Raw genomic sequence first — 14,763 nt, forward strand, 5'->3', positions numbered from 1 at the left:
TGGCGCTCGCTGCCATGACGACGTTCGCCCACGCCGCCGCGGGCGCCTGCGGCGACTGGCCGTCGTACCGCGCGTTCGTTGCGCGCTTCGTGCAGCCGGACGGACGCGTGATCGACTACGCCACGGCCGTGCAGCAGACCACCTCGGAGGGCCAGTCGTACGCCATGTTCTTCGCCCTGGTGGCGAACGACCGCGCCACCTTCGACCGTCTGCTCGCCTGGACGCGCCAAAACCTCGCGGGCGGCCAGTTCGACGCGAACGACGTGCGGCTGCCGGCCTGGCAGTGGGGCAGGCGCCCGGACGGCGCATGGGGCGTGCTCGACCCGAATCCGGCCTCCGACGCAGACCTTTGGATTGCTTACGATCTGCTGCAGGCGGGGCGCCTGTGGAATGCGCCCGACTACACGGCGCTCGGCACGGCGCTCGCCGCGCAGATCGCGAAGCGCGAAGTGACCGACCTGGCGGGGCTCGGGCCGATGCTGCTGCCGGGGCCGCAGGGCTTCGTCAATGGCGGCGTGACGCGCCTGAATCCGAGCTATCTGCCGCTGCCGTTGCTGCGCGGCCTCGCGCACGACCTGCACGGCGGCCCGTGGACGGCGCTCGCACAAAGCACGCTGAAGATGGTGACGAGCACGGCGCCGCGAGGCTTCGCGCCCGACTGGGTCGCCTGGCACGAAGGCCAGTTCGTCGTCGATCCGAAGACGGGCGACGTCGGCAGCTACGACGCTATCCGCGTCTATCTCTGGGCCGGCCTCGCAGCCGCGGCCGACCCGCTCGCAAAACCCTGGCTCGACGCGGTGCGCGGCATGGACGAGCGCGTCGCGCAAACCGGCGTGCCGCCTGAGAAAGTCGCGGCGACGAATGGGGTAGGTAACGGCGAAGGGCCGCTCAGTTACTGGGGAGCGCTTGCGCCGTACTTCGCGGCGCTCGGCGACACGAAGAGCCTCGCGCTCGCGCGCACGCATCTCGCCGCGCTCGACGGCGGCACACCGGGCCGCGAGCCCGTTTACTACGACCGCGTGCTCGGCCTGTTCGGCATGGGCGCGATCGATGGCCGCTACCGCTTCGACGCGAACGGGCAGTTGATCCCGTCGTGGAGGGGCGCATGCGAGTAAAGACGCGAGATCGCCGAACCGGCCGTTCCATGCCGCGACGCTCGTCGTCCGTTGCCGCGCTCGGGATGGCGCTCGCGCTCGCGGGCTGCCTCGCGCTGACGCCGATAGTTCATGCCGCGATGCCGGACCCGTTGCAGGCGTTGATCGCACAAGGCAAGTACTGGCAGGCGCATGGCCGCGGCGACCTTGCAGAGCAGGCCTGGCAGAAAGTGCTGCGCATCGATCCGACGCAGCCGGACGCGCTGTTCGGCATGGGCATGGTCATGGCCGACCGCAAGGACGGCGGCGGCGCGGAACAGTACCTCGAAAAGCTGCGCGAGGCGGCGCCCGACTATCCGGGCATCGACGAGCTGGGGCGGCGCCTCGGCCAGACCAGCCCGCGCGACCAGACCGTGAACGACGCGCGGCGCCTCGCGCAGATGGGCAAGAGCGCCTCGGCGGTCGAGCAGTACCGCAACGCGCTGGGCGGCAAGCCCGCGACGCCTGAACTGCGGCTCGAGTATTACCAGGCGCTCTCGGCCACGCCGAGCGGCTGGGACGAGGCGCGCAAGGGCCTGGAAGAACTCGCGCGCGAGAACCCCGACGATCCGCGCTACGCGCTCGCCTACGCGCAGCACCTCACGTATCGCGACGCCACGCGCCGCGACGGTATCGCGCGGCTCGAACAGCTCGCGGGCGACAGCAAGGTCGGCCAGGAGGCGCGCGCAAGCTGGCGCCAGGCGTTGCTGTGGCTGGCGGCGCGGCCTTCGGACCAGCCGCTCTACGACGCCTACCTGAAGCTCGTGCCCGACGATCCCGCCGTGAAGGCGCGCTACGAGAGCATGGTGAAGCAGGATCAGGCGGGCCGTCTGCACGCGGAAGAAAATGCCGCGAACGACGCGCGCGGCCGCACCATCGGCCAGGGCTTCGCCGCGCTCGACCGCGACGACCTTGTCACGGCGCGGGCGCGCTTTGCTGCCGTGCTCGCTTCGTCGCCGAACGACAGCGACGCGCTGGGCGGCATGGGCATCGTCGAGCTGAAGCAGGAGCATTTCGAAGCGGCGCGCAACTATCTCGAACGCGCATCGCGTGCGGGGAGTCCGGCGCGCTGGCGCGAGGCGCTCACGAGCGCAACGTACTGGACCTGGACGAGCGAGGCGATCGGCGCGCAGAGCAACGGCGACTTCGCGAAGGCGAAATCGTTGTACGAGCGCGCAATCGAGCTCAATCCTTCCGATATCACGGCTCAGGTGATGCTGGGCGAAGCGCTGCTTGCCAATCGCGATCCGCAGGGCGCGGAGCAGGCCTTTCGCATGGCGCTGCGCCGCCAGGCCGACAACCCCGACGCGATTCGCGGCCTGGTGGGTGCGCTCGCCGCGCAAGGCCGCGGCGACGAGGCCTTGCAGTTCGCCACCCAGCTCACTGCCGAGCAGCAGGCGAAAGCAGGCGGGCTCGACCGCCTGCGCGGCACGGCGGAAGCGGCCCAGGCGCGCGAAGCCGAAGCGCGGGGCGACCTGGGCGCCGCGCGCAGTCTGTTCGAAGACGCACTCGTGAGCAATCCTGACGATCCATGGCTGCGGCTCGACCTGGCTCGCATCTACGTGCGCCAGGGCGCCGTGGGCACGGCGCGCAGCATGATGGACGGCCTGCTCGCGGCCCACCCCGACATGGTGGACGCACTCTATGCAAGCGCGCTGCTTTCCGAGCAGACCAAGGACTGGTCGAACGGGCTGCGCCTCCTCGACCGCATTCCCGTCGCGCAGCGCAACGAGGCCATGACCGAATTGCAGCATCGCCTGTGGGTCGGCCAGCAGGTCGATCTCGCCACGCAGATGGCGAAGCGCGGCCAGACCCAAGAGGCGCAGGCTATCCTGCACAACGCCGAGCCCATCGCGCTCGCCACGCCTTCGCTCGTCGGCGCGCTGGCCGGCGGCTACGTGGCCGCGGGCGATCCGGCGCGCGCGCTCTGGCTCGTGCAGGGCGCGATGTCGACGGCGCCCGGCGATCCCGGCCTGCAATTGCAATACGCGGGCATTCTGCTCGCGAGCCATCAGGACACGCTCCTCGGCGACGTGATGCGGCGTATCGCGACGATGCAGCTCACGCCCGAACAGCGAACCGACTTCGACAACCTGAATCTCGCCATCGTCGTGCGCCAGGCCGACAAGGTGCGCACCGGCGGCGACCTGGCGAGCGCCTATGCGGTGATCGCGCCGTGGCTCGCGGCCATGCCCGACAACCCCGATCTGCAGGCCGTGCTCGCGCGCATGTATTCGTCGGCGGGAGAGCCCGCGAATGCGCTGAAGTGCTATCAGGTCGCGCTGGGCCGCCGTCCGGACGACCTCGGCCTGCAAACCGCGGCGATCTATGCGGCGACGGCCGCGAAGGACTGGCGCGCTGCCGAGCAGACCGCGACGACGGCGCTCGCCGCCGCCCCCGACGACCCGGATCTGCTCGCGGCCGTTGGCCGGATGTACCGCGCCGAGGGCAAGCTGTCGCTGGCGGCGCAGTACCTGAAGCGCTCGCTAGTGGCGAGCACGACGCCGCCGGGTGCGCGCATTGCGACGTCCGCGTCGAACGTGCCGCGTGGTTGGGAGGCGCTCAGCCGGCCCATTGGCGCCAATCCGCTGCCGGGCACCAATCCGTTCGAGGGCAAGACGGCGGTCGACACCGCCGGGGCCTCGTCGACCAACGAAGCCGGCTCGACCGCGCCTCTGCCGGCGGCGCCCGCCTGGTCCACTCTTTCGTCACCCGTCATGACCGTGCCTACTCCGCTCCCGCCGACACAAAGCACGCCCTACGTTGTGCCCTATGCGGCACCCGCCGGGGCCAACTCGGGATACCAGCCGTCGCCCGCGACGCCGCCGCTGGCGAACGCGCCGGCTGCAGTCGCAGTCGACGGCTACGGACCCGATACCTACGGCTCCAGTGCCTCGGGCGTGCCCGCTCCCGCGCAGCCCCTGCAACCGTATGCGCAGTACGCGCCGAACGCGCAGCCTTATCCGCAGCCCGCGCCCGCCGCCGCACCGTATCCGCAGCAGCCGGCGCCGTATCCGCCACAACAGGAACCCTACGCGGCGACGCCGTGGCCGATGTCGCCCGCCGCGCAGCAGGCGCAGGGCGCGTACGGCTCCGTGCCGCTGCCGCAGGAAGCGCCCGCGACAAAGCGCACGACCACTCAGGCGCGCAAGCAGTCCAAAGCCAGCCGCGAGGCGACCGCGCAGCGGCCGCAGCAGCAATACGCACCGGCATACGGCCAGCCGCAACCCTATGCGCAAGGCTACGGCCAACCGTACCCGCAGCCGCCTTATCTGCCGCAGGGCTACGCCCAGCAACCGTATCCGCAGGGCTATCCGCAGCAAGGCTACCCGCAGCCGCCGTATCCTCAGCAGCCCTACGCGCCGCAACCCTACGCGCCGCAACCTTACGCGCAGCAGGGCTACGGTCAGCCCTACGTGCCCCAGCCGCCTTATCCGAATCCGGCGGCTCGGGCGCAACAGGGTTATGCCGCGCAGCAGTACATCCCGCCGCCGCCGGCGGGCTATGCGCAGCCGTATGCGCCGCCCGCGGCCGGCGCCGCCGCCGCGCCCACGCCGCAGCAGGTGGCCAGTTCGCAGACGCTCGGCGTAGCCGAGGAACTCGCGCAGGTCAACCGCGAAGAGGCGAGCACGATCACGGGCGGGCCCGTGTTCCGCAACCGCGCAGGCGAGGACGGCCTGACGAACCTCACCGACATCGAAGCGCCGATTCAAGGCAGCATCCGGGCCGGCAACGGCCATGTGCTTGTCACGGCCACGCCCGTCACGCTCGATGCCGGCACGGCGTCCAGCAGCCTCTCGACGGCCGCCCGATTCGGCGCGGGCCTGTCGAACTACCCGAATTACGGCAACTTTGGTTCGCAGACGGCGAGCGGCGTGGGACTTTCGATCGGCTACGAGACGAACTCGCTGAAGGCCGATATCGGCGCGACGCCGGTCGGCTTTCGCTATCAGAACGTGGTTGGCGGCGTCGAATACGATGGCGCCATCACCGACAAGGTTTCTTACTTGTTAGCAGTGACACGCCGCGCCGTGACCGACAGCCTGCTCTCATACGCCGGCGCGCGCGACGCGGGATCGGGCCTCGAGTGGGGCGGTGTCACAAAGTCGGGCGGCCGCGCGGCGCTCGGCTGGGACGACGGCACGAGCGGCCTGTACGTGAACGGCCAGTTCCAGTACTACGACGGCCATCATGTGGAGAGCAACTACGAAGGCAAGGCCGGCGGCGGCGCCTACACGCGTCTCTACCAGGACGCCGACCAGAGTCTCATGGTGGGCCTGAATACCACGTGGATGAGTTTCAGTCAGAACCAGTCGTATGTCACGTACGGGCAGGGCGGCTATTTCAGCCCGCAGCAGTACGTGATCCTGAATCTGCCGCTGGAATACGCCGGCCGTACCGGCGCTTTCACGTATGACCTGAAGGGTTCCATCGGGGTGCAGCATTATCGCGAGAACGCCGTTGCGTACTTCCCGCTCGATTCGAGCCTGCAAGGCAGCGCGTCCCTCTACATGAACGCGCTCAATTCGTCGCTGAATCCCCTCGATGCCAACGCAACCTACCCGGGACAAAGCAAGACGGGCGTTGCCTATTCGCTGTTCGCGAACGGCGAGTATCGGCTCGCGCCGCAGGTCACGGTGGGCGCGCTGGCATCGTTGGGTAACGCGTACGAGTACCGCGAGTGGATTGCCGCCGTGTATGTGCGCTACAGCTTCACGCCGCAGTCGGGCCAGCAGCCGTTCCCGCCGAAGCCCTTCACCTCGCCGTATCTGACCAATACGGACTGACCCGCGGACTAACCCGCGAATTAACGCGCAGACGCGGCTTACTCGAACCGCTCCAGCGCCTCGGAGCGGATCATTTGCGCGAGATTCGAGGGGCGTCCGCGCGTGCTGCTCACGGGGTGATAGATGCTGTCGCCGCGCGAGATGGGCTTGCCGGTCAGCGCACACACGCCGCGCGAGCGGGCCGCGCGCTGCACCCAGCGCTGCTCGCGATAGTTGCCGCCCGTCGAATCGCGCCACGAGATCGACACGGCTTTCTCGCCGATGCGTTCCACGAAGGTCACCACGGCATTGCGCCCATAATCCGAAACCGCGCGCATACTCTTCGGCGCCGGCGCTTCGACCAGTGCCTCCTCGTCAGGCGCCGTGTCATACATCTCGCCGTGGGCGGCGAACTGGCCGAGCTGCGAGATGGTAGCTGTCCACGGATCGCCCATTTCCCGATCCCCGGCCCCGACACCACACGCCTGCGGGCATAGCGGATACGCGGGCGCCGCTTGCCTGGATGATGTCGTTCGTAACTGGCTCACGTCGAATCCCTCCGGTGCTTGTGCGATCTCGCCGGTATCGTATCTGTCACGCCTGGCAGGATAAATCCCGATTCCCCAAATACTCAGTTTGGGCTCGCCAAACAATGGCAGTCCTGTCAGGTTCGCGGGATGTGGCACGTTCGCCCGGGCCGCGGCGGACACGGATGCCGTGTCATCCGCGCGGCCCGGGGCGAAGAGTGCAGATTTGGACTTCTGATCGACGGCGGGTGTCGGGCAAGCGCTCACCAGCGCCCGGGCAGCCACGCGAGCTGGGCCTCGATCGCCTCGCCTGGCGCGAGAACGGTGCCGCCCACATCCAGCCGCGCCGCGCGTAGATTGAGCCAGTCGGTGGTGTTGCTGACCGGTTCGGCGCAGAAGTAGGGGAGTCCCGCCGGCGTAAACAGCACGAAATAGTCGAGCGGCGCGCCCGCGCGCAGCGTGAGGCGCCGGCCCGCATGCGGCCAGTCGATCACCGCCTCGTGGCGCCAGCCGGAAAAGTTGTTGTCGAGATCGAAGGCGTCGATGGGGAGACCGGCCTGCAGGGCATCGACGGCCGGATGCGCGTTCAGCGAAACCGGCAGCACTTCGGCGTCGATCTCCCACATCGCGCGCACGCGCGCCGCGATACGCGTGCCGGGCGGCCGCGGATAGTACGGGTGATGGCCGAACCCGAACGGCATCGGCCGCGAGGCCAGATTGCGCGCCCAGAGGCGCACGCTGAGCCCCGCCTCGTCGAGCACGATATGCTGGCGCGCCTCGTAGCGGAACGGCCAGCCCGCGTGGGCATCGTGCCGGGCGTGCGGCTCGTGCACGAAATGGAGCGTGACACTGGCCGTCTCGCGCGCTTCCACGCGCCAGGGCCGGCGCCACGCATGGCCGTGCAGGGCGTGGCGCAGCGCACCGGTGCCGCTCGGCAGGTCGATCATTTCGCCTTCGAAGCGGAAGCGGCCGTCGCGAATGCGGTTGCAGTAAGGCATCAGCGGGAAGCTGGCCATGCCGAGCGGGTCCTGCGCGTCCAGCGCCGCGCGGGTGGCCGGGCGCAGCCAGTGGAACGTGTCGCCGCTGTCCGCTTCGTAGAATGCGGCAATCGAGCCGCCCACGTGCGGCGCGACGAGCGCCCGCGTCGCGCCGCAGGCCAGCGTGACGAGCCGGCCGTCGTCGAGCGCGGCGGCATCGAACGGCGGATCCTGCGGCAGGGGAGGCTCGATGGGCGTATCGCCATTGCGTTCGGTACGGCGCGAGCCGGGCGGCTGGGCAGTCAAATGATGGCTCTCCGGGTAGGGCACGACTACGTTAAATTATTACTAATAATCGTTAATATACTCGCCAAATGCGAGGGGCGGCGGTTGTAAAAAATGGCGACATACTCCAATTGATGGGACAAATTATTAGTGCTACGCTGCGACCCACTACCCGCGCGCGCCCGAAGGCCGCTCCGCTCGCCGCGAGGCCGCGCAGCCTACCCTGCTTCCGATGAAAAAATCGACCCAGCGCCGTCCGACCATGACCGACATCGCGAAAGCCGCGGGCGTGTCGCAATCGACGGTTTCGCTTGTCCTCAACGGCGCGGTTGGCGCCAAACTTTCCGAGGCGACGCGCCGCAAGGTGCTCGAGGTTGCGCAGTCGCTCGGCTACCAGTTGCCGATCCGCGCCGCGCAGCCCGCACCGGCGGGCGACCGCAATCTCATCATCTATATCGCCGACGAAGTCTCCACGAGCCCGCATCCGGTCGTGAGCATCGACGGCGCGCGCGACGCCGCCTGGAACAACGGCTGCGTGCTGGCGGTGTTCTCCACGCACGGCAATGCGCAGATGGAGCAGCGCGTGCTGCAGACGCTCGCCATGCCCAACGTGCTGGGCGTGGTCTACGCGACGGTGTACACGCGCAAGGTGACGGTGCCGCCCGCCCTGCTGAAGGTGCCGGCCGTGCTGCTCAACTGCTATGCGTCCGACCACGCGCTGTCCTCGGTCGTGCCGGCCGAGGTCACGGGCGGCCACACGGCCACGGAATACCTGATCCAGGCGGGCCACCGGCGCATCGGCTTCATCAACGGCGAGACCTGGCAGGACGCGGCGAAGGACCGCCTGAAGGGCTATCGCCAGGCGCTCGCGACCGCCGACCTGCTCTACGACGAACAGCTCGTGCGCAACGGCGACTGGAGCCCCGGTAAAGGCTTCGAGCTCACGCTCTCGCTCATGCGCGAGCCCAATCCGCCCACGGCGATCTTCTGCGCGAACGACCTGATGGCGACCGGCGCGATCGAGGCGCTCAAGCAGCTGGGCCTGCGCGTGCCCGAGGACGTTTCGGTGATGGGCTACGACGACCAGGAAATCGCGCGCCACACCCATCCGGGGCTTACCACGGTCGTGCTGCCGAACTACGAGCTGGGCCGCTGGGCGGTCGAAACGCTGTTGCAGGAGGAGCAGAACCGCAGCGCCGGCGCGCCCGTGCGGCGGCGCGCCGTGAAGCTCGACGGACCGCTCATCGAGCGCGCCTCGGTCTGCGCGCCCAATCCCGCCTCCCCCGTGAATACCCTCATTAATATCGTCGATAATTGACTGGTAATATTAGTCGAAGCAGTGGCCGTAATAAATCCGGCGCAGCGCGCCGGGACGAGCAAGAACGAGAACAAGTGACCGGCCGGAGCGAGGTCCGCAACCCGCGCCGCCAAGACTATTCACGGAGACGGAGACAGCCATGCGTCATCAACGTATTCAGTCCGCCCTTATCGCCGCGGGGCTCTGCATCGCGGCGGCCAGCACCGGCAGCGCGTGGGCGCAGTCAAGCAGCGACGCGCAGAAGGTGCAATCGAATTCCTCTGAGACCTGCACGAATCCCAAACCGAGCGGCATGAAGCTGAGCGATATGGTGGTCGGCTTCTCGCAGTCCGAAAACGAGCAGAACCCGTTCCGCGCGACGGAAACGGCTTCGGTGCGTGCGGCGGCGAAGGCGGCCGGCGTCAAGCGTCTCCTCTACACGAACGCCAATGCGAACCAGGCCAAGCAGGTGGCCGACATCGAAAGCATGATCAACCAGGGGGCGCAGGCGCTGATCATCGCGCCGAACGATTCCACCGGTCTGCAGCCCGCCTTCGCCCAGGCGCGCGCCAAGGGCATCCCGGTCGTGACGATCGACCGTCTCACGGCCGGCACGTTCTGCGACGACTACATCACCTTCCTCGGCTCCGACTTCTACAAGCAGGGCGAGCGCGCGGCCAAGGCGCTCGCCGACGCGACGGGCGGCAAGGCGGTCATTGCGGAAATCCAGGGCGGCTACGGCAACACGGTGGAAAGCCAGCGCACCGACGGCTTTGCCGCAGGCCTGAAGGCCTATCCGGACATGAAGATCGTCGCCGCGCAAACGGGCAACTGGTCCACGACCGAAGCGCAGAAGGTGATGGAGCAGATGCTGCTCGCGCATCCCGACATCAACGCGCTCTACACCCATGCCGACACCATGACCTTGGGCGCGATCACGGCGCTGCGCCAGGCCGGCAAGCTCAAGGACGTGAAGATCGTCTCGATCGACGGCACGAAGGATATCGTCACGGACATCTCGCAAGGCGTCGTAGCCGCCGACGTCGAGACGAATCCGCGCTTCGGCCCGCTCGCGTTCAAGTCGCTCGAGGCCTGGCTCGCAGGCCAGCCGGTGCCGCAAAAGCAGATCATGGACGACGCGCTCTTCGACAAGACCAACGCACAGCCCTCGCTGGCGGCGGGCAAGGTCTACTGAGCCGCGCGCGAACCATGACGACAGGCGCAGCCGCAAACCCCGCCCAGACCGCCGCCGCCGTGCTCGAAACGCGCGGCGTCTCGAAGACGTTCGGCGTGGTGCGCGCGCTGCGCGACGTCTCGCTCACGCTGCGCGCAGGGGAGGTGCACGGGCTGGTTGGCGAGAACGGCGCGGGCAAGTCCACGCTCATCAAGATCCTCACCGGGTTTTATCAGCCCGACGCGGGCGGGCTGACACTCGATGGCGCCGCCGCGGCCTTCGACAGCCCGCGCGCCGCGCAGCAGTCGGGCGTGTGCGCCGTCTATCAGGAAATCAACCTGATTCCCGAGCGCAGCGTGGCCGACAATATCTTTCTGTGCCACGAGCCAAAAAAGTTCGGTTTCCTGACTGACAGGAAGCGGATGCTCGAGCGCGCGGCGGAGATCGTGCAGCGCTACCGTCTGGCCGTCGATCCGGCGGCGCGGCTCGGTTCTCTGGGTCTTGGCGCGCAGCAGATGGTAGCGATTGCGCGCGGCGTCTCGCTGGGCGCGCGCGTACTGATCCTCGACGAGCCCACGTCCGCCTTGAGCGGCGCCGAAGTCGACGTGCTGTTCGAAGTCGTCGATCAATTGCGCGCCGAGGGCATCGCGTTGCTGTTCGTGAGCCATCGGCTTTCCGAATGCTACCGGCTGTGCGATCGCTTCACGGTCATGCGCGACGGCGCCGTGGTGCGCACCGGCACGCCCGAGGAGTTGCCGCGCAGCGCCCTGATTGCCGCGATGCTCGGCCGCGAGAGCGCGGGCGAGCACGCCTGGGCGGATCGCGAAGGGCGCGCCGACGTGACGCCGGCGCTCGATGTCGCGCATCTGCAATGGGGCAATCGCGTGCGCGACGTCTCGCTGCGCGTGGCGCCCCGCGAGATTGTGGGGCTGGCGGGCCTGCTCGGTTCCGGGCGCACCGAAACGTTCAAGACGATCTTCGGCGCGCAGAAGGCGGACGCGGGCCAGGTCGATATCGACGGACAGCCGCTCGGTCACGCCACGCCGGCGCGCTCGATCGCGCGCGGCCTCGCATTCCTTTCCGAAGATCGCCGCGCCGAAGGCATTTTCCCGCGCCTTTCGGTGCGCGAGAACATCGTCGCAAGTTTGCTGCCGCGCATCTCGCGCTTCGGCTTCATCTCGCCCGCGAAAGAAGCGCAGCTCGTGCGCGAATCCATTGCGCGGCTCGGCATCAAGACGGCCGGCCCCGGCGCGCCCATCTCCACGCTTTCGGGCGGCAACCAGCAGAAGGCGCTGATCGCGCGTTGCCTTTCTACGCGTCCCACCGTGCTGCTGCTCGACGACCCGACACGCGGCATCGACGTCGGCGCGAAGGAGGAGGTGCATCGCGTCGTCCAGCAACTGGCCGAGGAGGGACTGGCGGTGGTGGTGACATCGTCGGAGATGGAAGAGCTGCTTGCACTGACCGACCGTCTCGTGGTGCTCAATGAAGGCGCGACCCAGGGCGGCATGCCGACGAAGGGCGCGCATCCCGACGACGTGCTCGCCGTGCTCGCAGGGCCGGGCGCGGACGGCGCGCCATGAACGCGGCGCGCCCGGACGAGGCACAATCGACGACGGCAACAATGGCGACCAACTTTGAATCGAACGAGGAACGCTTGAGCCCCTCGAATTTTCCCGCACCGCGCGCGCCTTCGGGCGCCTCGGACACGCCGCGCTCGTTTGCGTGGCGCACGGTACTGCGCGAGCACAGCGTTTATGTCGCGCTGGCCGTGCTCGTGGCATTCAACCTGGCGGTCACGCCAGGATTCTCGAATCCGTTTGCCGCGCGCAGCCTGCTGTTCGAGGCGGCGCCCATCGTGCTGATCGCACTCGGCCAGAATCTGGCGATCGCGACGCGCGGCATCGACCTCTCGGTCGGGTCCGTGATGGCGCTTTCCAGCGCGGCGATTGCGGTGTTCCTGCCCTACGGCGTGGGCACGGCGATGATCGCGGCGGTGGGCATGGGGGCATTGGCCGGGCTCTGCAACGGGATGCTCGTCGCGCTGCTCGCCATCGATCCGCTCATTTCCGGTCTCGCGCTGCTCGTCGCCGCGCGCGGCCTCGCGCAAGCCCTGCTGGGCGGCTCGCGCGTGAATCTGCCCGACGCCGACGCGTTCGACCTGCTCGGCGCCGGCGCGCTCGGTCCGATTCCCATCGTCATGCTCATTGCGCTCGTCTTTGCCGCGATCGTGGCGTTCGTGGTGCGCCGCACGACTTTCGGGCGCTACACGATACTCGTGGGCGCGAGCCGTAGCGCCGCCTTCCTCGCCGGCATTCCGGTGCGACGCACGCTCTTTCTCGTGTACGCGGCGAGCGGGACGCTTGCGGGCCTCGCGGGCCTCTTCGCGTCGGCGCGGCTCGGTGCGGCCGATCCCAACTATGTCGGCGTGAACTTCGAACTCGACGCCATCGCTGCCTCGGTGATCGGCGGCACACCGCTTTCCGGCGGGCGCATCTCGATCGTCGGCGCCGTGTTCGGCGTGCTGCTGCTGCAGGTGCTCGACGCGAGCTTCATCATGAACAACATCAGCTTCACATACGCGCAGATTCTGAAGGCGGTGTTCATCGTGGTGGCGCTGTACCTGCAACGCTCGGGAGCCTGAGGCCATGCCCCGCGCCAATACCGCCGCAACGCCCGCCGACACGCACGGCTCTCGCCGCGCCCAGCTCATTGCGCTCGTGCAGTCGCGCGGTGCGATCGGGATGCTCGTCGTGGTCGCGCTGATTGCGGGCATGGTGTTTCCGGACTTCCTGAGACCCGCCAATCTCGCCGATATCGTTTCGAACAGCGCTTTCCTCGGTCTGGTCGCTGTCGGCCAAAGTATCGTGATCATTCTGGGCGGATTCGATCTCTCGGTCGGCTCGATGGTTGGGCTCGGCACCGTGCTGGCCGCCTATGCCGCGCCGTATGGCTGGGGCGCGGCCATGCTCGCGCCCGTGGCGGCGGGCTTCGTGGTGGGGCTCGTGAACGGCGTGCTGATCGCGCGGGCGCGCATGGCGCCGTTCATCGTCACGCTGGCGGCGCTGCTTGGGCTCAAGGGCTTCGCGCTCGTGCTCGCCAGTCAGGATCTGCTGATCGCGAATCCGGGGTTCTTCACGCACATCGCCAATGGGGCGATCTTCGGCGTGAACAATCTGATCTGGGTGATCGTGGTGATCTATGCCCTCGGCGGGTTGCTCCTCAATCACACGCGCTTTGGCGCGGCGATCTTCGCGATTGGCGGCAACGAAGAGGCGGCGCGCATGCTCGGCGTGCGCGTTGAGCGCGTGAAGATCCTGGCCTATGGATTGAGCGGCGCGCTTGCGGGACTATCGGGCGCGCTGCTGGCGTCTCATCTGGACTCGGGGCTTTCGGGCGCGGGCACGGGCTATGAGTTGCAGTCGATTGCGGCGGCGGTGATAGGTGGCGTGCTGCTGACGGGCGGCGTTGGGACCATGGCCGGGCCGCTCGCCGGCGTGTTGCTGCTCGGCGTGATCGACAACGTCATCAATCAGGTCGGCACGCTGAGCCCGTATTATCAGAACCTCGCGAGCGGTGCGTTCCTGCTCGCGGCGGTGATCGTGCAGACGGTGTTGACCGGGCGCCGTCACGGCGCGGTGCGCGCAAGCGGTTCAGGTGGCCGCGCCGCGCGTCGGTCGGCGAGTTCCTGACTGCTGGGGCTTCGCGTCCGCCTTCTTCTTTTGCTGCGTTACTTTCCTACTCCTGAGAGACAGACAGCCTGACGCGCGTCGGGCCTTCCGTCTGCGCCGTGATTTCGGTCCGGCTGCCGCGAGCGCCGATATAGAAGTGCTGGCGGCTTGGCGAGTTCAGGTCATGCGTCGCGTCGGGCAGGCACGCGGCGATGTCGGCGCCAACCCCCTCGAGCGGGTTGCCGCCGCTGTCGACGCCGGCATCGCGGGTGCTCCATTCACATTGATACGTGCCGCGAGTTGTCGAGCAGCGCGCGTCGTCGCCATACGGCTGCGCGACGGAGCGGCCATCGTTCGGGTCGAGCGATGCGAAGTGTTGCGGCGCCGCGGCGACGATGCGCTTGAGTGCGGCGCAAGGACTCGCGCTGTCGTCCGCGTGCGCGACGGACTGAGCGCACAGGGCGGCGGCGAGATAGAGCGAGGCGCCGACGGAAATCTTCAGGGTCATCGAATGCATGGTATGCCGCTGCGTTGACGCAGCACCTCTCGGCAAATGCGATGCTCCGGAAGGCGCAAGCGTCGTGCCGGGAACGGCCGTTGCATGGCATCTCCTATAGGTAGCTAAAGGAGAACGACATGAGACGCCGAACGATACAGGCGGAGGCCATGGCCGTCGCTGCGTTGCTGACTGGACTAACCTTTGCGCTGACCGGCTACGCCGCGACCGAGGAGGAGCAGGACCAGGCGTGTCGCGGCGACGCATTTCACTTCTGCGCCAGCGAAATACCCAACAAGGAAAAGATCGAGGCGTGCATGAAGCAGCACTACAACGAGTTGTCACCGCCATGCAAGGCGATGTTCGGGAAGAAGCCCAGGAAGCAGTAACCGACCGAGGGTCCACGCTCTCTTTTCGCAGGCCCTCAAAGTATTTGC

General features: G+C 68.1%; 11 protein-coding genes. 8 read left to right on the forward strand and 3 right to left on the reverse strand.

Annotated elements, in window-relative coordinates; genetic code table 11:
• The first annotated feature begins 14 nt into the window (after positions 1 to 14).
• Together bcsZ and BAC01S_RS11825 are read left to right on the forward strand one after the other, a co-directional pair.
• A complete protein-coding gene (gene bcsZ, locus BAC01S_RS11820) occupies positions 15 to 1,115 on the forward strand; it encodes a cellulose synthase complex periplasmic endoglucanase BcsZ (RefSeq protein ID WP_084168545.1) in 1,101 nt (366 codons plus the stop codon).
• 29 nt (positions 1,116 to 1,144) lie between these two features.
• Positions 1,145 to 5,920 (forward strand): cellulose synthase subunit BcsC-related outer membrane protein, encoded by a 4,776-nt coding sequence (locus BAC01S_RS11825; protein ID WP_027794951.1) that lies wholly within the window; start codon positions 1,145 to 1,147, stop codon positions 5,918 to 5,920.
• Between the two features lie 38 nt (positions 5,921 to 5,958).
• Here the strand turns inward: BAC01S_RS11825 and BAC01S_RS31095 are convergent, their stop codons facing one another.
• Both BAC01S_RS31095 and BAC01S_RS11835 read right to left on the reverse strand, forming a co-directional pair.
• Positions 5,959 to 6,354, reverse strand: coding sequence for a DUF3331 domain-containing protein (locus BAC01S_RS31095; protein WP_043202002.1), 396 nt, complete (start codon positions 6,352 to 6,354; stop codon positions 5,959 to 5,961).
• 335 nt (positions 6,355 to 6,689) lie between these two features.
• Entirely contained in the window at positions 6,690 to 7,655 is a 966-nt protein-coding gene (locus BAC01S_RS11835; RefSeq protein ID WP_407667922.1) for an aldose 1-epimerase, read from the reverse strand.
• A gap of 265 nt (positions 7,656 to 7,920) precedes the next feature.
• Here BAC01S_RS11835 and BAC01S_RS11840 point away from each other — a divergent pair, with 265 nt between their 5' ends.
• The 5 genes from BAC01S_RS11840 to BAC01S_RS31100 all read left to right on the forward strand — a co-directional run bounded on the left by BAC01S_RS11840 (position 7,921) and on the right by BAC01S_RS31100 (position 13,851).
• Positions 7,921 to 9,006, forward strand: coding sequence for a LacI family DNA-binding transcriptional regulator (locus BAC01S_RS11840; RefSeq protein WP_084168548.1), 1,086 nt, complete (start codon positions 7,921 to 7,923; stop codon positions 9,004 to 9,006).
• A gap of 139 nt (positions 9,007 to 9,145) precedes the next feature.
• Complete coding sequence (locus BAC01S_RS11845) at positions 9,146 to 10,180, forward strand: ABC transporter substrate-binding protein (protein ID WP_027794954.1); 1,035 nt, start codon at positions 9,146 to 9,148, stop codon at positions 10,178 to 10,180.
• Positions 10,181 to 10,194: 14 nt separating this feature from the next.
• A complete protein-coding gene (locus BAC01S_RS11850; protein WP_027794955.1) occupies positions 10,195 to 11,742 on the forward strand; it encodes a sugar ABC transporter ATP-binding protein in 1,548 nt (515 codons plus the stop codon).
• A gap of 41 nt (positions 11,743 to 11,783) precedes the next feature.
• Complete coding sequence (locus BAC01S_RS11855; protein WP_084168557.1) at positions 11,784 to 12,803, forward strand: ABC transporter permease; 1,020 nt, start codon at positions 11,784 to 11,786, stop codon at positions 12,801 to 12,803.
• A 4-nt stretch (positions 12,804 to 12,807) separates the two neighbouring features.
• Positions 12,808 to 13,851 carry an ABC transporter permease gene (locus BAC01S_RS31100; RefSeq protein WP_084168552.1) on the forward strand — a complete coding sequence of 348 codons (1,044 nt, stop codon included), beginning with the start codon at positions 12,808 to 12,810 and terminating at the stop codon, positions 13,849 to 13,851.
• Positions 13,852 to 13,897: 46 nt separating this feature from the next.
• Here the strand turns inward: BAC01S_RS31100 and BAC01S_RS11865 are convergent, their stop codons facing one another.
• On the reverse strand, positions 13,898 to 14,338 hold the full coding sequence (locus BAC01S_RS11865; protein ID WP_027794957.1) for a hypothetical protein: 441 nt from the start codon (positions 14,336 to 14,338) through the stop codon (positions 13,898 to 13,900).
• A gap of 128 nt (positions 14,339 to 14,466) precedes the next feature.
• Between BAC01S_RS11865 and BAC01S_RS11870 the strand changes: the two genes are divergently transcribed.
• A complete protein-coding gene (locus BAC01S_RS11870; RefSeq protein ID WP_407667921.1) occupies positions 14,467 to 14,715 on the forward strand; it encodes a hypothetical protein in 249 nt (82 codons plus the stop codon).
• The last annotated feature ends 48 nt before the right edge of the window (positions 14,716 to 14,763 follow it).

This window comes from Paraburkholderia acidipaludis NBRC 101816 (assembly GCF_000684975.1).
Classification (GTDB): Bacteria; Pseudomonadota; Gammaproteobacteria; order Burkholderiales; family Burkholderiaceae; genus Paraburkholderia; species Paraburkholderia acidipaludis.

Bases quoted from the DNA above. Each gene is read 5' to 3' on its own strand.
- BAC01S_RS11845 (WP_027794954.1), top strand. From the start codon at position 9,146: ATGCGTCATCAACGTATTCAGTCCGCCCTTATCGCCGCGGGGCTCTGC.
- BAC01S_RS11840 (WP_084168548.1), top strand. From the start codon at position 7,921: ATGAAAAAATCGACCCAGCGCCGTCCGACCATGACCGACATCGCGAAA.
- bcsZ (WP_084168545.1), top strand. From the start codon at position 15: ATGACGACGTTCGCCCACGCCGCCGCGGGCGCCTGCGGCGACTGGCCG.
- BAC01S_RS11865 (WP_027794957.1), bottom strand. From the start codon at position 14,338: ATGACCCTGAAGATTTCCGTCGGCGCCTCGCTCTATCTCGCCGCCGCC.
- BAC01S_RS11850 (WP_027794955.1), top strand. From the start codon at position 10,195: ATGACGACAGGCGCAGCCGCAAACCCCGCCCAGACCGCCGCCGCCGTG.
- BAC01S_RS31100 (WP_084168552.1), top strand. From the start codon at position 12,808: ATGCCCCGCGCCAATACCGCCGCAACGCCCGCCGACACGCACGGCTCT.
- BAC01S_RS31095 (WP_043202002.1), bottom strand. From the start codon at position 6,354: ATGGGCGATCCGTGGACAGCTACCATCTCGCAGCTCGGCCAGTTCGCC.
- BAC01S_RS11870 (WP_407667921.1), top strand. From the start codon at position 14,467: ATGAGACGCCGAACGATACAGGCGGAGGCCATGGCCGTCGCTGCGTTG.
- BAC01S_RS11825 (WP_027794951.1), top strand. From the start codon at position 1,145: ATGCCGCGACGCTCGTCGTCCGTTGCCGCGCTCGGGATGGCGCTCGCG.
- BAC01S_RS11855 (WP_084168557.1), top strand. From the start codon at position 11,784: ATGGCGACCAACTTTGAATCGAACGAGGAACGCTTGAGCCCCTCGAAT.